Raw genomic sequence first — 14,707 nt, 5'->3', positions numbered from 1 at the left:
GGCGAATGAGCAACTGGCTGCGTGAGCGAAGCAGGTGATCGCTCCTGCAACGAGAATTATGCCGCTTTCCGCTTGACTCATACATATCCCGGTGGTTATACATCGATCAATAGCCGAAGGGTTATCGATCCCAATGCCAAACGCTCACGATGTACTCTTCAGAACGCTTGCCGATCCGACTCGGCGCGCTATTTTTGAGCGACTGTGTCGCGAAGGAGAGCAGACGGTCGGGGCTCTGACGGCTCAGGCCGGGATCTCGCAACCGGCCGTGTCGAAGCATCTCGGGGTTTTGAGGCAGGCGGGGCTGGTGCGCGACCGCCATGCAGGACGACAGACCCACTATAGCGCGCAGCTTGCTGCGCTTGCCCCCCTGATCGACTGGACAAGCCAGATGACCGGGTTCTGGCAGAGCCGGTTCGACGACCTCGAAGACCTGCTCAAAAGGATGGACCAGTGAACCGAACGTCGACCGAAACACTCTCCGTCGTTGTCGAACGGGAGATCGCTTATCCGCCCGAGAAGATCTGGCGCGCGCTCACGCAACCACACTTGATCGAGGAGTGGCTCATGAAAAACGACTTCAAGCCTGTCGCGGACCACCGTTTTAATCTTCACGCAGCCTGGGGCTCCGTCGAATGTCAGGTCCAGACGGTCGAGCCGAACAGAACGCTGACTTACACGTGGGATACCAAGGATCTCAAGAGTGTCGTCTCCTGGACCCTCACCCCCACGAGTACCGGGGTCCGCTTGCGCATGGAGCAGTCGGGCTTCCGGCCGGATCAGCAGCCTTACTTCCGGGGTGCCAAGGTCGGCTGGCCGAGGTTCTTTGACGATCTGGAGCAGGTTCTGGCGCGGACGGACTGAGGTCCGCGGGCGCTATTCAAGCACGGGCTCTGTTACAGAGCGGCAGATGGCGGGGCGATAATGGAGGCAAGCCAATGAAGATCAAGTTGACCAAAGTATACGTGGATGACCAGGAAAAGGCTCTGGGCTTTTACACCGAAACGCTCGGCTTTACGAAGAAGGCCGATTTCAGCAATGGGCCGTTTCGCTGGCTGACCGTCGCATCACCCGACGAGCCGGACGGTGCCGAGCTGCAACTCGCGCTCAATGACAACCCGGCCGCAAAGACCTACCAGAAAGCCATGTTCCAGCAGGGCCAGCCCGCGGTCATGTTCTTCAGCGACAACATCAAGGGCGACTACGAGCGTATCAAAGCGCGCGGCGCCGAATTCACCATGCCGCCGACCGAAGTAACCGGCTCGACCATCGCCCAGCTGAACGACGGCTGCGGTAATGTCGTTCAAATCACCCAGCTGGCGCGCTGGTAAGGCACGCGTTCAGTGGCGTGGCTGCCCGGCGGGAGTCGCCAAACGGGCCGCCGATCCGCTTCGGTTCGTCTTCAGAGGAGGTCTCAATGGATTGGAACAAATGGGTTCGGCAGATCCACCGCTGGCTGTCGATTATCTTTGCGGCGGTCGTCGCCGCTATCTTCATCAGCCTGGGAGCAGGCAAGGAACCCGCCTACTGGGTATACCTTTTGCCGCTGTTTCCGCTCGGCTTGCTCCTGCTTACCGGTCTGTACATGTTCGTGCTGCCTTACGCTCCCAAGTGGCGCAACGCAGGGGGCACCGGCGCATTGGAGTGAACGCATGGCCAACAAGACGTCCATCAGGTCATTGGCGGTCGCGAAGAAGCCCGCCGCCAACCCTGCCGCTGCCAAGCCGGTCCTCCTCGCAGGCGGCAACCCGCAGATAGCGAAGGCCGATGGCGACGCCCCTGTGCAAGCCTACATCGCGGCCATGCCGGGCTGGAAACGCGACGTCGGGCGCCGCCTCGACGCGCTCATCGTGCGCAGCGTGCCCAACGTGCACAAGGCCGTCAAATGGAACTCGCCCTTCTATGGCGTAGAGGGTCAAGGCTGGTTCCTCAACTTCCATTGCTTCACAAAGTACATCAAGCTGGCTTTCTTCCGCGGCGCGTCGCTGCATCCTGTCCCTCCAGGCGAGTCCAAGCACAAGGACGTGCGCTACCTCCATATCCGCCAGGACGACCAGCTGGACGAAACTCAACTGGCCGCCTGGGTGAAGCAAGCCAGCCAATTGCCGGGCGAGCGAATGTGAGTGGGAATGCCAGTCATCCCCGCAAACCAGGTGCCGACTAGCGGTATTCATGTGACGGGCGAGCGGCAACAACCCTAGGGAAAGCGACAATGATGATGAAGAGTGGCTCGATGGAAGGAAATGCAGGCAACTCTCCCTCTCAGCTGATAGATGCGAGGATCAGCGCGCTGGGCGATTGGCGAGGCCAGACGCTTTCGCATGTCCGCGCTCTCGTCAAGCAGGCCGACCCGGAAGTGGTCGAGGAGTGGAAGTGGCGAGGCGTTCCGGTGTGGTCGCACGCCGGGATAATCTGCACTGGCGAGACCTACAAGAACGTCGTGAAAGTGACCTTCGCCAAGGGCGCCTCGCTGCAGGACCCTTCAGGCCTGTTCAACTCCAGCCTCGAAGGCAACACCAGGCGCGCCATCGATATCCGTGAGGGCGAGGCTATAGATGAGAATGCGTTCAAGGCGCTGATACGCGCTGCTGCCGCCCTGAACGCTGCCCGATAGTCAGCTCCGGCCGATATGGTCGGCTAGCGGGCCGAGAGCGGCGAGCAAAGCTTCGCCGCTGGTCTGCGTTGCATTCTCGTGCGGCGCGCGCAGGTTCAGCCAGCGCCTGTCGCCCGATCGTACTGACAGGACCGCCTTCATCGCAGCGATGAGGCCGGCATCCTGGATGATTTTGCGGAACGCCTTGATGCCGGCCTCCGCGTCGGTAGTGTCCTCTCCCGCCAGCGCTGCGTCATAGAGGGCCCGGATCGCCCCGGCATTCAAATTGACCGTCGCCGAGATGCAGCCGGCAGCACCATTGGCAAGGCCTTTGGTCAGCTGTGCTTCCGAACTTGGGAACACCGCGACCCTTGGCGCCGCCGCGATGACCGCCGCGGTGTTGTTCCAGTCACCGGCACTGTCCTTGTAAGCCACCACGACATCGGGAAACGCTTCGCTCAACCGGGCGGTCAGCGCCGGGCTCACCGGTACGCCGGAATTCTGCGGGATGTGGTAGAGGATCATCCTCATCGCCGGGTTCGCCACCCGTTCGATCAGCTCGCCGTAGTAGCGGGCCTGGCCGTTGTCGCCGGCAGCCGTATAGAAGAACGACGGCAATACCATCACCCCGGCACAGCCGAGACCGACCGCATGCGCCGTCAGCTCGACGGTTTCGGCAAGTGCTGTGACACCGGTGCCGGGCATCAGATGGCTTGGCGAAATGCCGGCCTCGACCAGCCACTCCAGCGCTTGCATGCGCTCGCGCAACGAGACGGACAACGCCTCGCCCGTGGTACCGAACGGCGACAGGAAATGCGCTCCCTGATCCAGCACCCACTTGGCGTGTGATATCCAGAGGTCGCGGGCAATGCGGCCGTCGTTTTCGAACGGCGTCAGGATCGGTGCGATGGTTCCTTGTGGGCGGATCATGTGCGTCCTTCTACCGGTGAAAATCGGTGCAGTGCTCAACGCCGGCATCAAGAATGTCGAGCAAGCTACATGAAGCAGTGTTGCTGAGTACCGGGCGTTCGACCTCGAAAGCAAGCGGCTCGCGCATAGGCGCGCGATTGTGATCGGGCCGCGGTTCTGAGGCTCTCGAGGTAAATCCTTTTCACGGGACAACATCGCCTGGCCGAAAAGGGGGTGACAAACGAGTTCTGCTGTTTCATCAATGCCGCCTTTTGAGGAGAAGCCCATGCGGAGGATCGGTGTCGGCATCATTGGCTGCGGCAACATTTCAGACGCCTATCTGAAGGCGTCGCCACAATTCCCGGTGCTCGACATTGTCGGCGTCACCGACATCAACCGGACGGCAGCTGAGGCCAAGGCAGCGGCCTACGGCCTGGCTGCCATGCCGATCGAGGCGCTGTTAGCCGATCCCCGCGTCGAGATCGTGCTCAACCTGACCACGCCGCAGCATCACGTGCCGGTCGGTTTGCAGGCTGTCGGGCAAGGCAAGCACGTCTACTCCGAGAAGCCGCTAGCAACGACGCTCAGCGACGCGGAGCGGCTCGTCGCGGCCGCACGCGAAAAGGGCGTGCGTATCGGCTGCGCCCCCGACACCTTTCTTGGCGGCTCCCACCAGACGGCGCGGCGGCTGGTCGATGAGGACACCGTTGGAAGCATTGTCGCCGGCTCTGCCTTCATGCAGGTGCCCGGCCACGAGCTCTGGCATCCCAATCCAGATTTCTACTATCAGCCCGGCGGTGGGCCGATGCTCGACATGGGACCTTACTATCTGACCTGCCTGGTCAATCTCCTAGGCCCGGTAAAGTCGGTGACCGGGCAGGCGAAGTCATCCTATGCCACTCGTACCATCGGTTCTGGACCGCGCCAGGGCGAAACCATCCAGGTCGAGGTGCCGACCCATATTTCCGGTCTGCTCGCATTCGAGAATGGCGCGGCGGTGTCGATCACCACCAGCTTCGACGTCTGGAAGCACGATCACAATCACATTGAGCTCTACGGCACCACCGGCTCGATGATCGTCTCCGACCCCAACCAGTTCCAGGGCGACGTCAGGACGAGCCAGCGCAAGGGCGACTGGACGGTGGCCGATCAGATCCATTCCTATGGCGACGGCAATTACCGGGGCCTCGGCCTCGCCGACATGGCGCAGGCGATCGTCTCCGGCAGGCAACAGCGCGCCAGCCTCGATCTTTCCCTCCATGTCCTGGAAATCATGGAATCGATCATCTCTTCAGCAGAGATAGGCCAGCGTATCGACCTGAGATATGGCTGCGCCCGGCCGGCGCCGATGCACGCCGATCTGCCTTTCGGAATTCTGGAATAGGGAATAATGCGATGAGCAAGACGGCACTGATTTTCTGGGGCGGCTGGGAAGGTCACACCCCGGCCCGAAGCGCCGAAATCGTCAAGGAGATGCTGACCGGCAACGGCTTCGACGTGCGGCTGGAGCAGGGGACCTCGGCACTCGCCGATCCGCAACTGGGCAAGCTCGATCTCATTGTCCCGGTGATCACCATGTCGACGATCGAAAAGCCGGAGCTGCAAAACCTGACCAGCGCCGTCGGGGCCGGCACCGGCCTTGCGGGCTTTCACGGCACGATGTGCGACAGCTTCCGCAACGAGCCGGAATACCAGTTCATGACCGGCGGCCAGTGGGTCGCCCATCCCGGCAACATCATCGACTATCACGTCGATATCACCAGGCCAGACGATCCGATTGTGCAAGGCATCGATAGTTTCGCCTACCGTTCTGAGCAGTATTACATGCATGTCGATCCGACCAACGCGGTGCTGGCGACAACGACGTTTACCGGCGAGCATCTCGACTTCATCGCCGGCGTCGTCATGCCGGTCGTCTGGAAGCGCCGCTACGGCAAGGGCCGCGTCTTCTATAGCGCGCTCGGCCACACCGCCGATGAGTTCGCCGTGCCGCAAATGCGCACGATGTTCGAACGCGGCGCGATTTGGGCCAGCCGAAACTCGGACCTTGCGTAGCCGTTCAATCTGAACGCCACGTATCGTTGTAATTTTTCAAAGGGCGGCCGCCCGAAACGCCGACCCAGGCACAGGACTGCAGGCAATTGACTGCCATGGTAGTATTCAATACCACCTGTGGTCTGATCGTGGAATTCCGCAGTTGGAGGTCGAATGGAGCAGACGTGGCGATGGTTTGGTCCGAGCGACGCGGCAACGCTTGCCCATGCCAGGCAGGCCGGCGCGACCGGCATCGTGACGGCACTGCACGACATCCCTTACGGCGAAGTCTGGCCGATCGACGCCATCAGGCAGCGCCAGGCGCTGATAGAGGCGGATCCGGCGATGGGGCTCAAATGGAGCGTCGTCGAGAGCGTCCCCGTGCACGAGGACATCAAGCTCGGCCGCGGCGATCTCGACCGGCTCTACGACAATTTCAGGCAGACCTTGCGCAATCTCGGCGCCTGCGGCGTGCGCACGGTCTGCTACAACTTCATGCTGATCCTCGACTGGACCCGCACAGACCTGGCTGCGCCGCTGCCGGGCGGCGGACGGGCGCTCCGCATGAACATGCACGAGCTTGCCGCATTCGATTGCTACATGCTGCAGCGCAAGGGATCGGAGCGCGACTATGCGTCCGATGTTCTCCAGCGGGCAAGCGAATGGTTCGAGACGACGCCGGACACGGCAAAAGAGCGTCTGCTCGCCAACATCATGGCCGGCCTGCCGGGCGCCTTCAAGCGCTACGACATAGCGGAATTGCGCGAAGTGGTTGCCGAGCAGTCGAGCCTGTCGCACGACCGGCTGCGCGAGAACCTCGTCCGTTTTCTCGAAAACGTGTTGCCGGCCGCCGAAGAGGCGGGCGTCACGCTGGCGATCCACCCGGACGACCCGCCGCGCGATCTCGTCGGCCTGTGCCGGATCGTCAAGAACGCCGACGACATTGCCTTTATCCTGGATGCCGTGCCATCGGCCCATAGCGGCCTTACTTTGTGCACAGGGTCGCTGGGCGCCAATCCGGCCAATGACCTGCCTGCCATCGCCAGGCGCTTTGCGCATAGGGTCAAGTTCGTGCATCTGCGCAATGTCAGCAAGGACCCGGACGGCTCGTTCATGGAATCGGAGCATCTGAGCGGCGATGTCGACATGGTCTCGGTGGTCTCGATCTTGCTCGACGAGCAGCAACGCCGCCGCGACGCCGGCGAACCGGCGGCGCTGCTGCCGTTTCGCCCGGATCATGGCCACGAGCTGATCGATGACGCCGCGCGGCACACCCATCCCGGCTACCCCGTGATCGGCCGTCTTCGCGGCCTTGCCGAACTGAGAGGCGTGATGACGGCGATTGCCCATCAGCGCGGCTACCGGCTGCAATGACGGCGCCCCGCCTGCTTTGTGTCGGCGCGCTCACCTACGACACGATCTTGCGCCTCGATGTCCTGCCCTCCGGCGCCGGCAAGTTCCTGCCAAGCGAGGCCGTGCAGATCGCGGCCGGCATGGCGGCCAGCGCCGCCGCGTCGGCCAGCCGCCAGGGCGGACAGGTCTGGCTATGGGCAAGCGTCGGCGACGATGCCGTCGGCCGCGATGTCATTGGCCAGATGGAGGCGGAGCGGGTCGACTGTTCGCTGGTGCGCAGGGTCGAGGGCGGCCGCTCGGCCATTGCTACGATCCTGGTCGACGCCGCCGGCGAACGTATGATCGTGCCCTTCTACGATGCCGTCACGCAAGCCGATCCGGACCGCCTTCCACCCGCGGATTTTTCCCAGTTCGACGCCGTGCTGGTCGATGTCCGCTGGCCCGGAGCCGCCGCCCTGGCGCTGGCGAAAGCTCGTGAATACGGCATTCCGGCGGTCCTTGACGCAGATGTCGCGTCGCGACCGGTGCTCGACCGGCTGCTGCCGATCGCCTCGCATGTCGTTGCTTCGCTGCCGGCGGCACGCATCCTTTGCGGTCCGGAGATATCCGCCGGTTCTGCCGTTGCTATCCTCGGCGAATGGACCGGCGCCTTCGTGGCCGTCACCGATGGGGCGAACGGCACCGCGTTCCAGCACCCGGGTGGCAATGATGTCCGTCACCTGCCGTCGCCGCGGGTCGAAGCCGTCGACACCCTGGCGGCAGGCGACGTGTTTCACGGCACCTTCGCCCTCGGTCTGGCTGAAGGTTGGGACGAAGAGCGGGCCATAGCAGTGGCCAGCGCCGCCGCCGCCCTGAAATGCCTGCGCTTTGGCGGACGTGTTGGCGCACCGACGCGCGCGGAAACGCTGGCTTTCATGCAAGGATCGGCATGATGCCGGACACGCTTGGGCCGGCTCCGCGGAAAAGAGCGCGTCAAATTGCGCCGATCGACTACCATGGTAATCGATCGGCAACTGTTCTTGGAGGATAAATGGCTGAATTCAGAAAACGCGCACTGGTCACCGGGGCAGCCATGGGCATCGGCCGTGCTGTCGCCGAAAGGCTGGCCGAGCAAGGCGTCGACCTTATCCTGTTCGACCGGGCGGGCGATCAGCTGGATGAGGTCGCGGCGCAGCTTTCGGCGCGCGGCGTGACCGTGCGCACCGTGCTTGGCTCAACCGCCGACACAGAAGCCTGCGGCCGCGCCGTCGAGCTTGCCCGGTCCGTGTTCGGCGGGCTCGACATGCTCTCCCACAATGCCGGCATCCAGCGTTACGGAACAGTGGAGACTACGGACGAGGCGCTTTGGGACGAGGTGATGAACGTCAACCTCAAGGCTGCCTACCTGTTGTCGCGTGCGGCGATGCCGCTGCTGCGCCAAAGCCGCGGTGCCATCGTCCATATGAGCTCGGTGCAGGGCCTGGCCAGCCAGGAAGGGGTTCTGGCCTACAGCACGGCCAAGCACGGTCTGATCGGCCTCGTCAAATCGATGGCCGTCGACTACGCGCCCCTCGGCGTGCGCGTCAATGCCGTCGCTCCGGGCGCCGTCGACACGCCGATGCTGCGGGATGCGGTCAAGCTCAACGACAACCCCGACGAGATACTGCGCATCCTCGACAACATGCATCCGCTCGGCCGTACCGCCCAGCCGCAAGAGATTGCCGCAGTCGTTGCCTTCCTGCTGTCCGACGATGCCTCCTTCGTCACTGGCGAGGTCGTGCGCGTCGATGGCGGGCTGCTGGCGCGCATCGGCGGTTCTCCGCGCACGGAGTAACGCCGGGCTGCTGCTTGCGCAGGCATTTCATGAACGGCTTGAAACTGCAGAGCCTTTAAGGGGATTGCCGATGGCAGGGCTTTTGGGAATGCGGACCATCACCGAGGGGCGGTTGGGCGAATCCGGCCCCGGCGCGTCGGTCGCGGCGAGGACGTTCGAGGTTCTGCTCGACCAGATCCTGACCTTCCGCCTGAAGCCGCATGAAGGGATCTCGGAAAAGGCGATGTCGGAAGCCCTTGGGGTGAGCCGCACGCCGGTCAGGGAGGCGCTCGCCCGGCTGGCCGGTCTTGGCCTGATCGACATCTATCCGCAGCGCGGCAGCATGGTGGCGCCGCTCCGTATTGCCAATCTCGAGAAGTCGCAGTTCCTGCGCGAATCGCTCGAAGTCGGCCTGATCAAGCGCGCCGTCGAGAGCCCGCACCGTGCCGACCTGCTTGCCATGCTCAAAGGCGAACTGGCGGTCCAGGAGACGTTCGCCTCCATCGCGGACGACAGGCGCTTCTTCAAGTCGGACGAGCTGTTCCACCAGCATATCGCCAGTCATGCCGGGTTTCCCGGAATCTGGGCCGACATCAGCGCGGCGAAGCTGCACATGGACCGGTTCCGCTTCCTGTCTTTTCCGCGCCTCGACAGCATGTCGGTGGTCCTCGGCCAGCATCGGCGGATTGTCGATGCGCTCGAGCAGGCCGACGCGCTTGCGGCAGAAGAAGCAATGCGAACGCATCTTCGCCGTATCTTCGAGGTCCTCGAAATCGTCCAGGAGCGCTATCCCCATTATTTCGAGGCAAACGGCCCTGCGGGAAAGAGGACCGAAGCAGATGGCGGCAGTTCGGTCGAACGTCAACCAGCGGTGTGAGCCCGCTGTCAGCCGGCTCAATCCAAGCCTGAGCCTTTCTTGCGCGCTTCCGAAGGCGTCTTGGTCTTGCTGCCGGATTTGTCGGAAGCTGGCTCGGCTTTGCGATTTTGACCCTCGCCGCCTTCCTCCTTGCGGAGCTGCTTTTCCACTGTCGATCGCGATCCTTCGGCAGGGTCCTGTTCAGGATGAGTATCGGTTCCCGCCATGTCAGCTCCTATCCATTCTGATCTATTGCATGCGGCGTGGGCTGAGCTCCGCCACTGGTTCTGTCGCGTCCGATCATCAGCCAGGCGGCGAACAGCACGACCAGTACGACCACGATCCAGGCGACGAGACGAGGCATTGGACCTCACTTCCCCCGCCGCTTGCTGCCGCGCGCCTCTGGATTGGAGCCGGCCCCGACCGTTGGATCGGGCACGACCGGACCGCGTTCGGCCTCGGAACCCTCAGCTTCGATCTCCTGCACGGCCTGATCCCAATGCTCGCGCTCGCGTCCTTGCGGACGGCCTTCGCGCTCCCAGATCTCATGGGCTCGCTGCCTGATACGCTCTTCCCTGTCCATGGCCTTTGCCTCCTCGTCACCTAATCCGGCGATCGCTGGTTTGTTCCGCGCTGCCAGCGCCGTTCATCCGGTTCAGTTGACGTGATTACCGGGCGCTCTAGATCAAACTTCACGCCGAAGTCGCTTGGTGCGGGGAGAACAATCGTGTGGCAGCAACGCTACAAGCACGTATTGTAAATGCCGTTACAGCCGTCGGTCTTCGACCAGACCGCCTGTGCTTGCTGCTGATAATATCTGTACTGACGGCATGCACGCCTTCCGACCAGGTCGAGCAGCAGTCGAAAATCGCGGCTTCCGCCACACAGACCGCATCGCTGGTCCTGGAGGCTTGGGTCGCTGGGGCAGCCCCTTCGAAATACACGTCGCGCACGTTGCAATCGGTCGGCAAGGCGCTCGCCGATGCCGGTGCGCAAATCCAGTCCGCCAAGTCGCCTGAGCCCAGCGAGCAAGCCGGTCTGACGACGGCGGTCGGACGGCTTTCGGCGGCGGTGACACGCGCAGCGACCGCAGTGCAGGACGGCAACCGCTCGGACGTGGAACACGCGCAGCAAGACCTTCGGGCCGCCGCCGCCGATCTGAGCGCGTCCTACGCCAGATATTTCGCGCCGAAACCATGAAGAAGCTGCTCGAAATATCGCTTGGCGTCGTCACCAGCGTTGGCGGCTTTCTCGAGGTCGGATCGATGGCGACCGCCGCTCAGGCCGGCGCGGCGTTCAAATTCCAGCTGATCTGGGCCGTCGTTCTGGGCGTGATCTGCATCATCTTCCTGGTCGAGATGGCCGGCCGCTTCGCCGCCGTAAGTCATCACACCATAGCCGACGGGATCCGGGAACGGTTTGGCTTCAACGCCTTTCTGTGGCCGTTGCTTGCGACTTTGCTGGTCAACTTCCTGGTCATGGCAGCCGAAATCGGCGGTGTTGCCATTGCGCTCGAGCTCGCCACCGGCATCGGCTTTCAGTGGTGGGCGCTGCCGGTCGCTTTTCTGGCATGGCTGTTCCTTTGGAAAGGCACGTTCGGATTCATCGAAAAAGGCGTCGCGGTCCTCGGGCTGGTCACGCTGTGCTTCGTGGTTGGCGCCGTCATGCTGAAGCCCGATTGGGGGCAGGTTGCGGCCGGTGCCGTGCCCACTCTGCCCGAGCACGACGCGGCCAATTACTGGTTCATGGCGGTCAGCATTCTTGGCGCGTCGATCTCGCCCTATTTGTTCATGTTCTATTCGTCGGGAGCGATCGAGGACCAATGGGACAAGAGCTATCTCGGAGCCAATCGGGCCATTGCCGGCTTGGGCATGTGTTTTGGCGGCACAATCGCTATCGGTGTGTTGATCGTGGCAGCGCTGGTGCTGGCAGCGCACGGCATTGAGCAGATCGATGACTACCACCAACTGCCGCTGATGCTGATTCCGATCTTCGGTTTCTGGGGGTTCGTCCTGTTCGTTGCTTCACTAGGCATAGCTTGCTTCGGTGCCGCGCTCGAAATCGGGCTGCAGCAAGCGTACCTTGTGGCGCAGGGTTTCGGCTGGACCTGGGGCGAGGACCTGAAACCGCGCGACGATCCCGGCTTCAGCACCGTCTATACGATCTCGTTGTTTCTCGCCGCCATTCCGATCGCATTGGGTCTCGATCCGCTGAAGCTCACCATCTTTTCCATGGCTCTGACGGCCGCCAGCCTGCCGCTGACCGTGGTTCCGTTCCTCTTCCTGCTGAACGACGAGCGTTATGTCGGCGAGCACCGCAATGGCCTGATCGCGAATGCCGCGGTCATCTTCATCATAGCGCTCGGTTTCGTGCTCGCAGTCGTGACTATTCCTTTGCAGATATTCGGAGGCACTTGATGGATTTGCTGCGCGACATCCTGGACAAGCAAGTGGTCGACCGCGAGCAGGTCAAGATCGGCAAGGTGGACGGGCTGGTGGCCGAACTCAGGCCAGGCAAGCCGCCAAAAATTATTGCGGTCGAGCTCGGTTCGATCACGCTGGCGCGCCGGCTTGGCGAGCGGCCCGGGCGCTGGATGGCGCGGCTTGCGGCAAGGCTCGGCGGCAGGCGCCATGCCGAGCCGCACCGCATCGCATGGAACAAGGTGCGCGACATCGGCGTCGACATCGAGTTCGATATCGACGTCCGCGAAACGGCGATTTTCGACTGGCAGGACTGGCTGCGCGATCATGTCATTGGGCGTATCCCGGGAGCTGGATGATGGCCACTGTCAATCTTGAGCAATTGGCTGGCAGGAATGTGCTTTCGCAGCGCGGCAAAAGCATCGGCCATATCGAGGAGATACGCGCCGAACCGGATGGCGATGACCTCGTGGTTACCGAGTACCATGTCGGCATCTACGCAGCATTCGAGCGCCTGTCCGCTTCTGCCATCGGCACAGCGGTCCTCGACGTCTTTCGAATGCGCAGTCGCGACAGCATGTACCGCATTCCCTGGGACAAGCTCGACATCTCCGACCCGGCGCGGCCGCGGTTGTTATGCACGAAGGAAGAACTTTCCGCTATGAAGGGGAGTATCGAGGGCGATAAGCGGGAATGAACGATACTTCCCCGCCGTCGGAGAATGGGGTCCAGTGTGAAAGTTCTGGTTGCCGGCGCCACCGGCCTGATCGGTGCCTCGGTCGTCGCACGCCTTCTTTCCGAAGGGCATGAGGTGATCGGCTTGGTCCGCAGCTCCGGCGCAAACCGGGCCGGCAATTATCAGTTGCTGGTGCTGGACATGGCGGTCGCGCTGCAGCCCGAAGACTGGTTGCCGCATCTCACGGGCATCGACGCCGTCGTCAATTGTGCCGGCGTTCTGCAGGACAGCCCCCGTGAAAAGACGCGGGAAGTCCATCGCGATGCGGCGGCAGCACTCTTCCTCGCCTGTGCGCGGGCAGGGGTTGCCCGGGTGATCCACTTCTCGGCGATAGGCGTCGATCGGACGCAGCCTTCGACGTTCTCGGCGACGAAACTGGCCGGCGACCAAGCGCTTATGGCGCTTGATCTGGACTGGTTGATCCTGCGCCCGTCCGTGGTGCTCGGGCGGCCGGTGTTTGGAGCCAGCGCATTGTTTCGGGGTCTCGCCTCGCTGCCGGTGCTGCCGTCCATGCCCGACACCGGCCGGCTCCAGGTGGTACAACTCGACGACGTGGTCTCAACCGTCGTCTTCCTTCTCGCTCCCGCCAGTCCGTCTCGCGTCGTGCTGGAACTTGTCGGTCCCGAACCGCTGAGCATGGACGAGGTCGTCGGCAGCTATCGCCGATGGCTCGGCTGGGCTCCGGCAGTTAGCTTTGTCTTGCCGGCGGCTGTTGCAAGGCTTCTCTACCGCCTCGGCGATCTTGCCGCGATGTTCGGCTGGCGCCCACCAATGCGTACCAACGCGGCCAGGGAGATCGCCCGAGGGGCGGTTGGAGATCCCTCCAACTGGACCGCCTTGACCGGCATACGGCCGCAAACCCTGGCGGGTTTCCTCGCGCTCAATCCGGCAACGGTGCAGGAAAAATGGTTTGCCCGCCTGTATTTCATCAAGCCTGCGATCTTCGTCGTCCTGCCCTTCTTCTGGATCGTGACGGGTGTTGTGTCGCTGACCACCGGCTATAACGGTGGCATCGATCTGATGCAAAGCACTGGGGCTGGCATCTTGTCGGCACCTACCGTGATCGTCGGCGCTCTGGCCGACATCGCCATCGGCGCGCTCATAGCTTGGCGGTCGACGACGCGAAAAGGCCTCTATGGCGGCATCGCGCTCTCGCTCCTCTACTTGGCCGTCGGAAGTTTCCTGCGCCCGGAGCTGTGGAACGAACCGCTTGGGCCGTTCCTCAAAGTGTTGCCGATTCTGGTGCTGCACTTTGTGGCGTTGGCAGTGCTGGAGGAGCGTTGATGCTCTATTTCCTGCTGAAATTTCTGCATGTCATCGGCGCAGCCGTGCTGCTTGGCACCGGCGCCGGCATCGCTTTCTTCATGCTGCTCGCCCACAGGACGGGCAATACGTCAACGGTTGCGGCGGTGGCGCGCATGGTCGTCGTAGCCGACTTTCTTTTCACAGCGACGGCCGTCGTCGCGCAGCCGCTGACGGGCGCCGCGCTCGCCTGGCAGGCAGGCTACTCGCTGTCGGAAGGTTGGATCGTGCTTTCGATCACGCTCTATATCTTCACCGGAATGTTCTGGCTCCCGGTCGTCTGGATGCAGATGGAGATGCGCAAGCTGGCCTCGCAAGCCGCCGCTGCAGGCGCGCCGTTGCCGCCACGGTATCATCGGCTCTTCTGGCTGTGGTTCGCCTTCGGCTTCCCCGCCTTCGCTGCCGTACTCGGAATTTTCTGGCTGATGATCGCGCGGCCTGCGATTGAGTGGTAGGTCGCAGGCAGGTCCCACTGCGATAATGCCCAGTCAAAGCACTGCGGAAAAATTCCCGGCCCATGCAGCGCGAATATCTGCCGGAACGGACCTGCGTCTCGACCTGTAAGTCGCGCCGGACTCCGGTCTCGTATCATTTCCAACCGCGCTCACCGCCATCGGCACAGGACAAGATAGTGTCCTGAAGGTTCTGCAAAAAGTTTTGGAGAGAGAACGGCGCTTGCTCTGAAGGGCGAGCGGCCATGGCACGGTGGTGA

22 protein-coding genes are annotated in these 14,707 nt (G+C 62.8%); 18 read left to right on the top strand and 4 right to left on the bottom strand.

The annotated features are described in order from the left end of the window. Positions 1-133 precede the first annotated feature (133 nt). The 6 genes from NKI01_RS22315 (at position 134) to NKI01_RS22290 (ending at position 2,614) form a co-directional block, all read left to right on the top strand. Complete coding sequence (locus tag NKI01_RS22315; protein WP_023716560.1) at positions 134-457, top strand: ArsR/SmtB family transcription factor; 324 nt, start codon at positions 134-136, stop codon at positions 455-457. After that, positions 454-864, top strand: a complete 411-nt coding sequence (locus NKI01_RS22310) for an SRPBCC family protein (RefSeq protein ID WP_352590440.1) — start codon at positions 454-456, stop codon at positions 862-864. The genes NKI01_RS22315 and NKI01_RS22310 overlap by 4 nt, the downstream gene beginning before the upstream one ends. Positions 865-938: 74 nt before the next feature. After that, entirely contained in the window at positions 939-1,331 is a 393-nt protein-coding gene (locus NKI01_RS22305; protein WP_352845765.1) for a VOC family protein, read from the top strand. An 86-nt stretch (positions 1,332-1,417) separates the two neighbouring features. Beyond that, a complete protein-coding gene (locus NKI01_RS22300) occupies positions 1,418-1,648 on the top strand; it encodes a hypothetical protein (RefSeq protein WP_023716563.1) in 231 nt (76 codons plus the stop codon). A gap of 4 nt (positions 1,649-1,652) precedes the next feature. After that, entirely contained in the window at positions 1,653-2,123 is a 471-nt protein-coding gene (locus tag NKI01_RS22295) for a DUF1801 domain-containing protein (protein WP_352845767.1), read from the top strand. Positions 2,124-2,215: 92 nt separating this feature from the next. Further along, positions 2,216-2,614 (top strand): DUF1801 domain-containing protein, encoded by a 399-nt coding sequence (locus NKI01_RS22290; RefSeq protein ID WP_352846017.1) that lies wholly within the window; start codon positions 2,216-2,218, stop codon positions 2,612-2,614. Here NKI01_RS22290 and NKI01_RS22285 read toward each other — a convergent pair whose 3' ends face one another. Next, the gene (locus NKI01_RS22285; protein ID WP_352845768.1) at positions 2,615-3,523 is read right to left on the bottom strand and encodes a dihydrodipicolinate synthase family protein; all 909 of its coding nucleotides are present in this window, start codon (positions 3,521-3,523) and stop codon (positions 2,615-2,617) included. It lies immediately after the preceding gene. Between the two features lie 265 nt (positions 3,524-3,788). On the opposite strand from NKI01_RS22285, the gene NKI01_RS22280 reads away from it, so the two are divergent. From NKI01_RS22280 to NKI01_RS22255, 6 genes are all read left to right on the top strand, one after another. Continuing rightward, a complete protein-coding gene (locus NKI01_RS22280) occupies positions 3,789-4,886 on the top strand; it encodes a Gfo/Idh/MocA family protein (protein WP_352493888.1) in 1,098 nt (365 codons plus the stop codon). 11 nt (positions 4,887-4,897) lie between these two features. Continuing rightward, positions 4,898-5,557 carry a ThuA domain-containing protein gene (locus NKI01_RS22275; protein ID WP_352493889.1) on the top strand — a complete coding sequence of 220 codons (660 nt, stop codon included), beginning with the start codon at positions 4,898-4,900 and terminating at the stop codon, positions 5,555-5,557. Between the two features lie 153 nt (positions 5,558-5,710). Next, a complete protein-coding gene (gene uxuA / locus NKI01_RS22270) occupies positions 5,711-6,910 on the top strand; it encodes a mannonate dehydratase (protein WP_352515646.1) in 1,200 nt (399 codons plus the stop codon). Then, the gene (locus NKI01_RS22265; protein WP_352493891.1) at positions 6,907-7,821 is read left to right on the top strand and encodes a PfkB family carbohydrate kinase; all 915 of its coding nucleotides are present in this window, start codon (positions 6,907-6,909) and stop codon (positions 7,819-7,821) included. The genes uxuA and NKI01_RS22265 overlap by 4 nt, the downstream gene beginning before the upstream one ends. 98 nt (positions 7,822-7,919) lie before the next feature. Further along, positions 7,920-8,702: an SDR family NAD(P)-dependent oxidoreductase gene (locus NKI01_RS22260; RefSeq protein WP_352493892.1), complete on the top strand. Its 783-nt coding sequence runs from the start codon at positions 7,920-7,922 to the stop codon at positions 8,700-8,702. 70 nt (positions 8,703-8,772) lie between these two features. Continuing rightward, complete coding sequence (locus NKI01_RS22255; RefSeq protein WP_352964619.1) at positions 8,773-9,558, top strand: GntR family transcriptional regulator; 786 nt, start codon at positions 8,773-8,775, stop codon at positions 9,556-9,558. 17 nt (positions 9,559-9,575) lie between these two features. Here the strand turns inward: NKI01_RS22255 and NKI01_RS22250 are convergent, their stop codons facing one another. The 3 genes from NKI01_RS22250 to NKI01_RS22240 are packed head-to-tail and all read right to left on the bottom strand — an operon-like array spanning position 9,576 to position 10,120. Next, positions 9,576-9,764 (bottom strand): hypothetical protein, encoded by a 189-nt coding sequence (locus NKI01_RS22250; RefSeq protein WP_352590415.1) that lies wholly within the window; start codon positions 9,762-9,764, stop codon positions 9,576-9,578. A gap of 8 nt (positions 9,765-9,772) precedes the next feature. Continuing rightward, the gene (locus NKI01_RS22245; RefSeq protein ID WP_280940403.1) at positions 9,773-9,901 is read right to left on the bottom strand and encodes a hypothetical protein; all 129 of its coding nucleotides are present in this window, start codon (positions 9,899-9,901) and stop codon (positions 9,773-9,775) included. Positions 9,902-9,907: 6 nt separating this feature from the next. Then, on the bottom strand, positions 9,908-10,120 hold the full coding sequence (locus NKI01_RS22240) for a DUF2934 domain-containing protein (protein ID WP_352590413.1): 213 nt from the start codon (positions 10,118-10,120) through the stop codon (positions 9,908-9,910). Positions 10,121-10,338: 218 nt separating this feature from the next. Here NKI01_RS22240 and NKI01_RS22235 point away from each other — a divergent pair, with 218 nt between their 5' ends. The 6 genes from NKI01_RS22235 to NKI01_RS22210 are packed head-to-tail and all read left to right on the top strand — an operon-like array spanning position 10,339 to position 14,450. After that, positions 10,339-10,737, top strand: coding sequence for a hypothetical protein (locus NKI01_RS22235; protein ID WP_352482853.1), 399 nt, complete (start codon positions 10,339-10,341; stop codon positions 10,735-10,737). After that, positions 10,734-11,954 carry an NRAMP family divalent metal transporter gene (locus NKI01_RS22230; protein ID WP_352482851.1) on the top strand — a complete coding sequence of 407 codons (1,221 nt, stop codon included), beginning with the start codon at positions 10,734-10,736 and terminating at the stop codon, positions 11,952-11,954. The genes NKI01_RS22235 and NKI01_RS22230 overlap by 4 nt, the downstream gene beginning before the upstream one ends. Beyond that, the gene (locus NKI01_RS22225; RefSeq protein ID WP_023716576.1) at positions 11,954-12,316 is read left to right on the top strand and encodes a hypothetical protein; all 363 of its coding nucleotides are present in this window, start codon (positions 11,954-11,956) and stop codon (positions 12,314-12,316) included. Before NKI01_RS22230 ends, NKI01_RS22225 begins: the two co-directional genes overlap by 1 nt. Next, the gene (locus NKI01_RS22220) at positions 12,316-12,654 is read left to right on the top strand and encodes a hypothetical protein (RefSeq protein ID WP_352493897.1); all 339 of its coding nucleotides are present in this window, start codon (positions 12,316-12,318) and stop codon (positions 12,652-12,654) included. Before NKI01_RS22225 ends, NKI01_RS22220 begins: the two co-directional genes overlap by 1 nt. 36 nt (positions 12,655-12,690) lie before the next feature. After that, a complete protein-coding gene (locus NKI01_RS22215) occupies positions 12,691-13,977 on the top strand; it encodes an SDR family oxidoreductase (protein ID WP_352964617.1) in 1,287 nt (428 codons plus the stop codon). Further along, entirely contained in the window at positions 13,977-14,450 is a 474-nt protein-coding gene (locus tag NKI01_RS22210) for a DUF2269 family protein (RefSeq protein ID WP_352493899.1), read from the top strand. Before NKI01_RS22215 ends, NKI01_RS22210 begins: the two co-directional genes overlap by 1 nt. Positions 14,451-14,707 lie beyond the last annotated feature (257 nt).

The organism is Mesorhizobium sp. M0815, from assembly GCF_040319995.1.
In the GTDB taxonomy this organism is placed as follows: domain Bacteria; phylum Pseudomonadota; class Alphaproteobacteria; order Rhizobiales; family Rhizobiaceae; genus Mesorhizobium.
The sequence above is the reverse complement of the archived record's forward strand: the minus strand, read 5'-3'. Positions and strand labels throughout refer to the sequence as shown.

Coding starts and splice junctions, on each gene's coding strand:
- NKI01_RS22315 (WP_023716560.1), top strand. CDS start 134: ATGCCAAACGCTCACGATGTACTCTTCAGAACGCTTGCCGATCCGACT.
- NKI01_RS22305 (WP_352845765.1), top strand. CDS start 939: ATGAAGATCAAGTTGACCAAAGTATACGTGGATGACCAGGAAAAGGCT.
- NKI01_RS22300 (WP_023716563.1), top strand. CDS start 1,418: ATGGATTGGAACAAATGGGTTCGGCAGATCCACCGCTGGCTGTCGATT.
- NKI01_RS22295 (WP_352845767.1), top strand. CDS start 1,653: ATGGCCAACAAGACGTCCATCAGGTCATTGGCGGTCGCGAAGAAGCCC.
- NKI01_RS22290 (WP_352846017.1), top strand. CDS start 2,216: ATGATGAAGAGTGGCTCGATGGAAGGAAATGCAGGCAACTCTCCCTCT.
- NKI01_RS22285 (WP_352845768.1), bottom strand. CDS start 3,523: ATGATCCGCCCACAAGGAACCATCGCACCGATCCTGACGCCGTTCGAA.
- NKI01_RS22280 (WP_352493888.1), top strand. CDS start 3,789: ATGCGGAGGATCGGTGTCGGCATCATTGGCTGCGGCAACATTTCAGAC.
- NKI01_RS22275 (WP_352493889.1), top strand. CDS start 4,898: ATGAGCAAGACGGCACTGATTTTCTGGGGCGGCTGGGAAGGTCACACC.
- uxuA (WP_352515646.1), top strand. CDS start 5,711: ATGGAGCAGACGTGGCGATGGTTTGGTCCGAGCGACGCGGCAACGCTT.
- NKI01_RS22265 (WP_352493891.1), top strand. CDS start 6,907: ATGACGGCGCCCCGCCTGCTTTGTGTCGGCGCGCTCACCTACGACACG.
- NKI01_RS22260 (WP_352493892.1), top strand. CDS start 7,920: ATGGCTGAATTCAGAAAACGCGCACTGGTCACCGGGGCAGCCATGGGC.
- NKI01_RS22255 (WP_352964619.1), top strand. CDS start 8,773: ATGGCAGGGCTTTTGGGAATGCGGACCATCACCGAGGGGCGGTTGGGC.
- NKI01_RS22250 (WP_352590415.1), bottom strand. CDS start 9,764: ATGGCGGGAACCGATACTCATCCTGAACAGGACCCTGCCGAAGGATCG.
- NKI01_RS22245 (WP_280940403.1), bottom strand. CDS start 9,901: ATGCCTCGTCTCGTCGCCTGGATCGTGGTCGTACTGGTCGTGCTGTTC.
- NKI01_RS22240 (WP_352590413.1), bottom strand. CDS start 10,120: ATGGACAGGGAAGAGCGTATCAGGCAGCGAGCCCATGAGATCTGGGAG.
- NKI01_RS22230 (WP_352482851.1), top strand. CDS start 10,734: ATGAAGAAGCTGCTCGAAATATCGCTTGGCGTCGTCACCAGCGTTGGC.
- NKI01_RS22225 (WP_023716576.1), top strand. CDS start 11,954: ATGGATTTGCTGCGCGACATCCTGGACAAGCAAGTGGTCGACCGCGAG.
- NKI01_RS22220 (WP_352493897.1), top strand. CDS start 12,316: ATGGCCACTGTCAATCTTGAGCAATTGGCTGGCAGGAATGTGCTTTCG.
- NKI01_RS22210 (WP_352493899.1), top strand. CDS start 13,977: ATGCTCTATTTCCTGCTGAAATTTCTGCATGTCATCGGCGCAGCCGTG.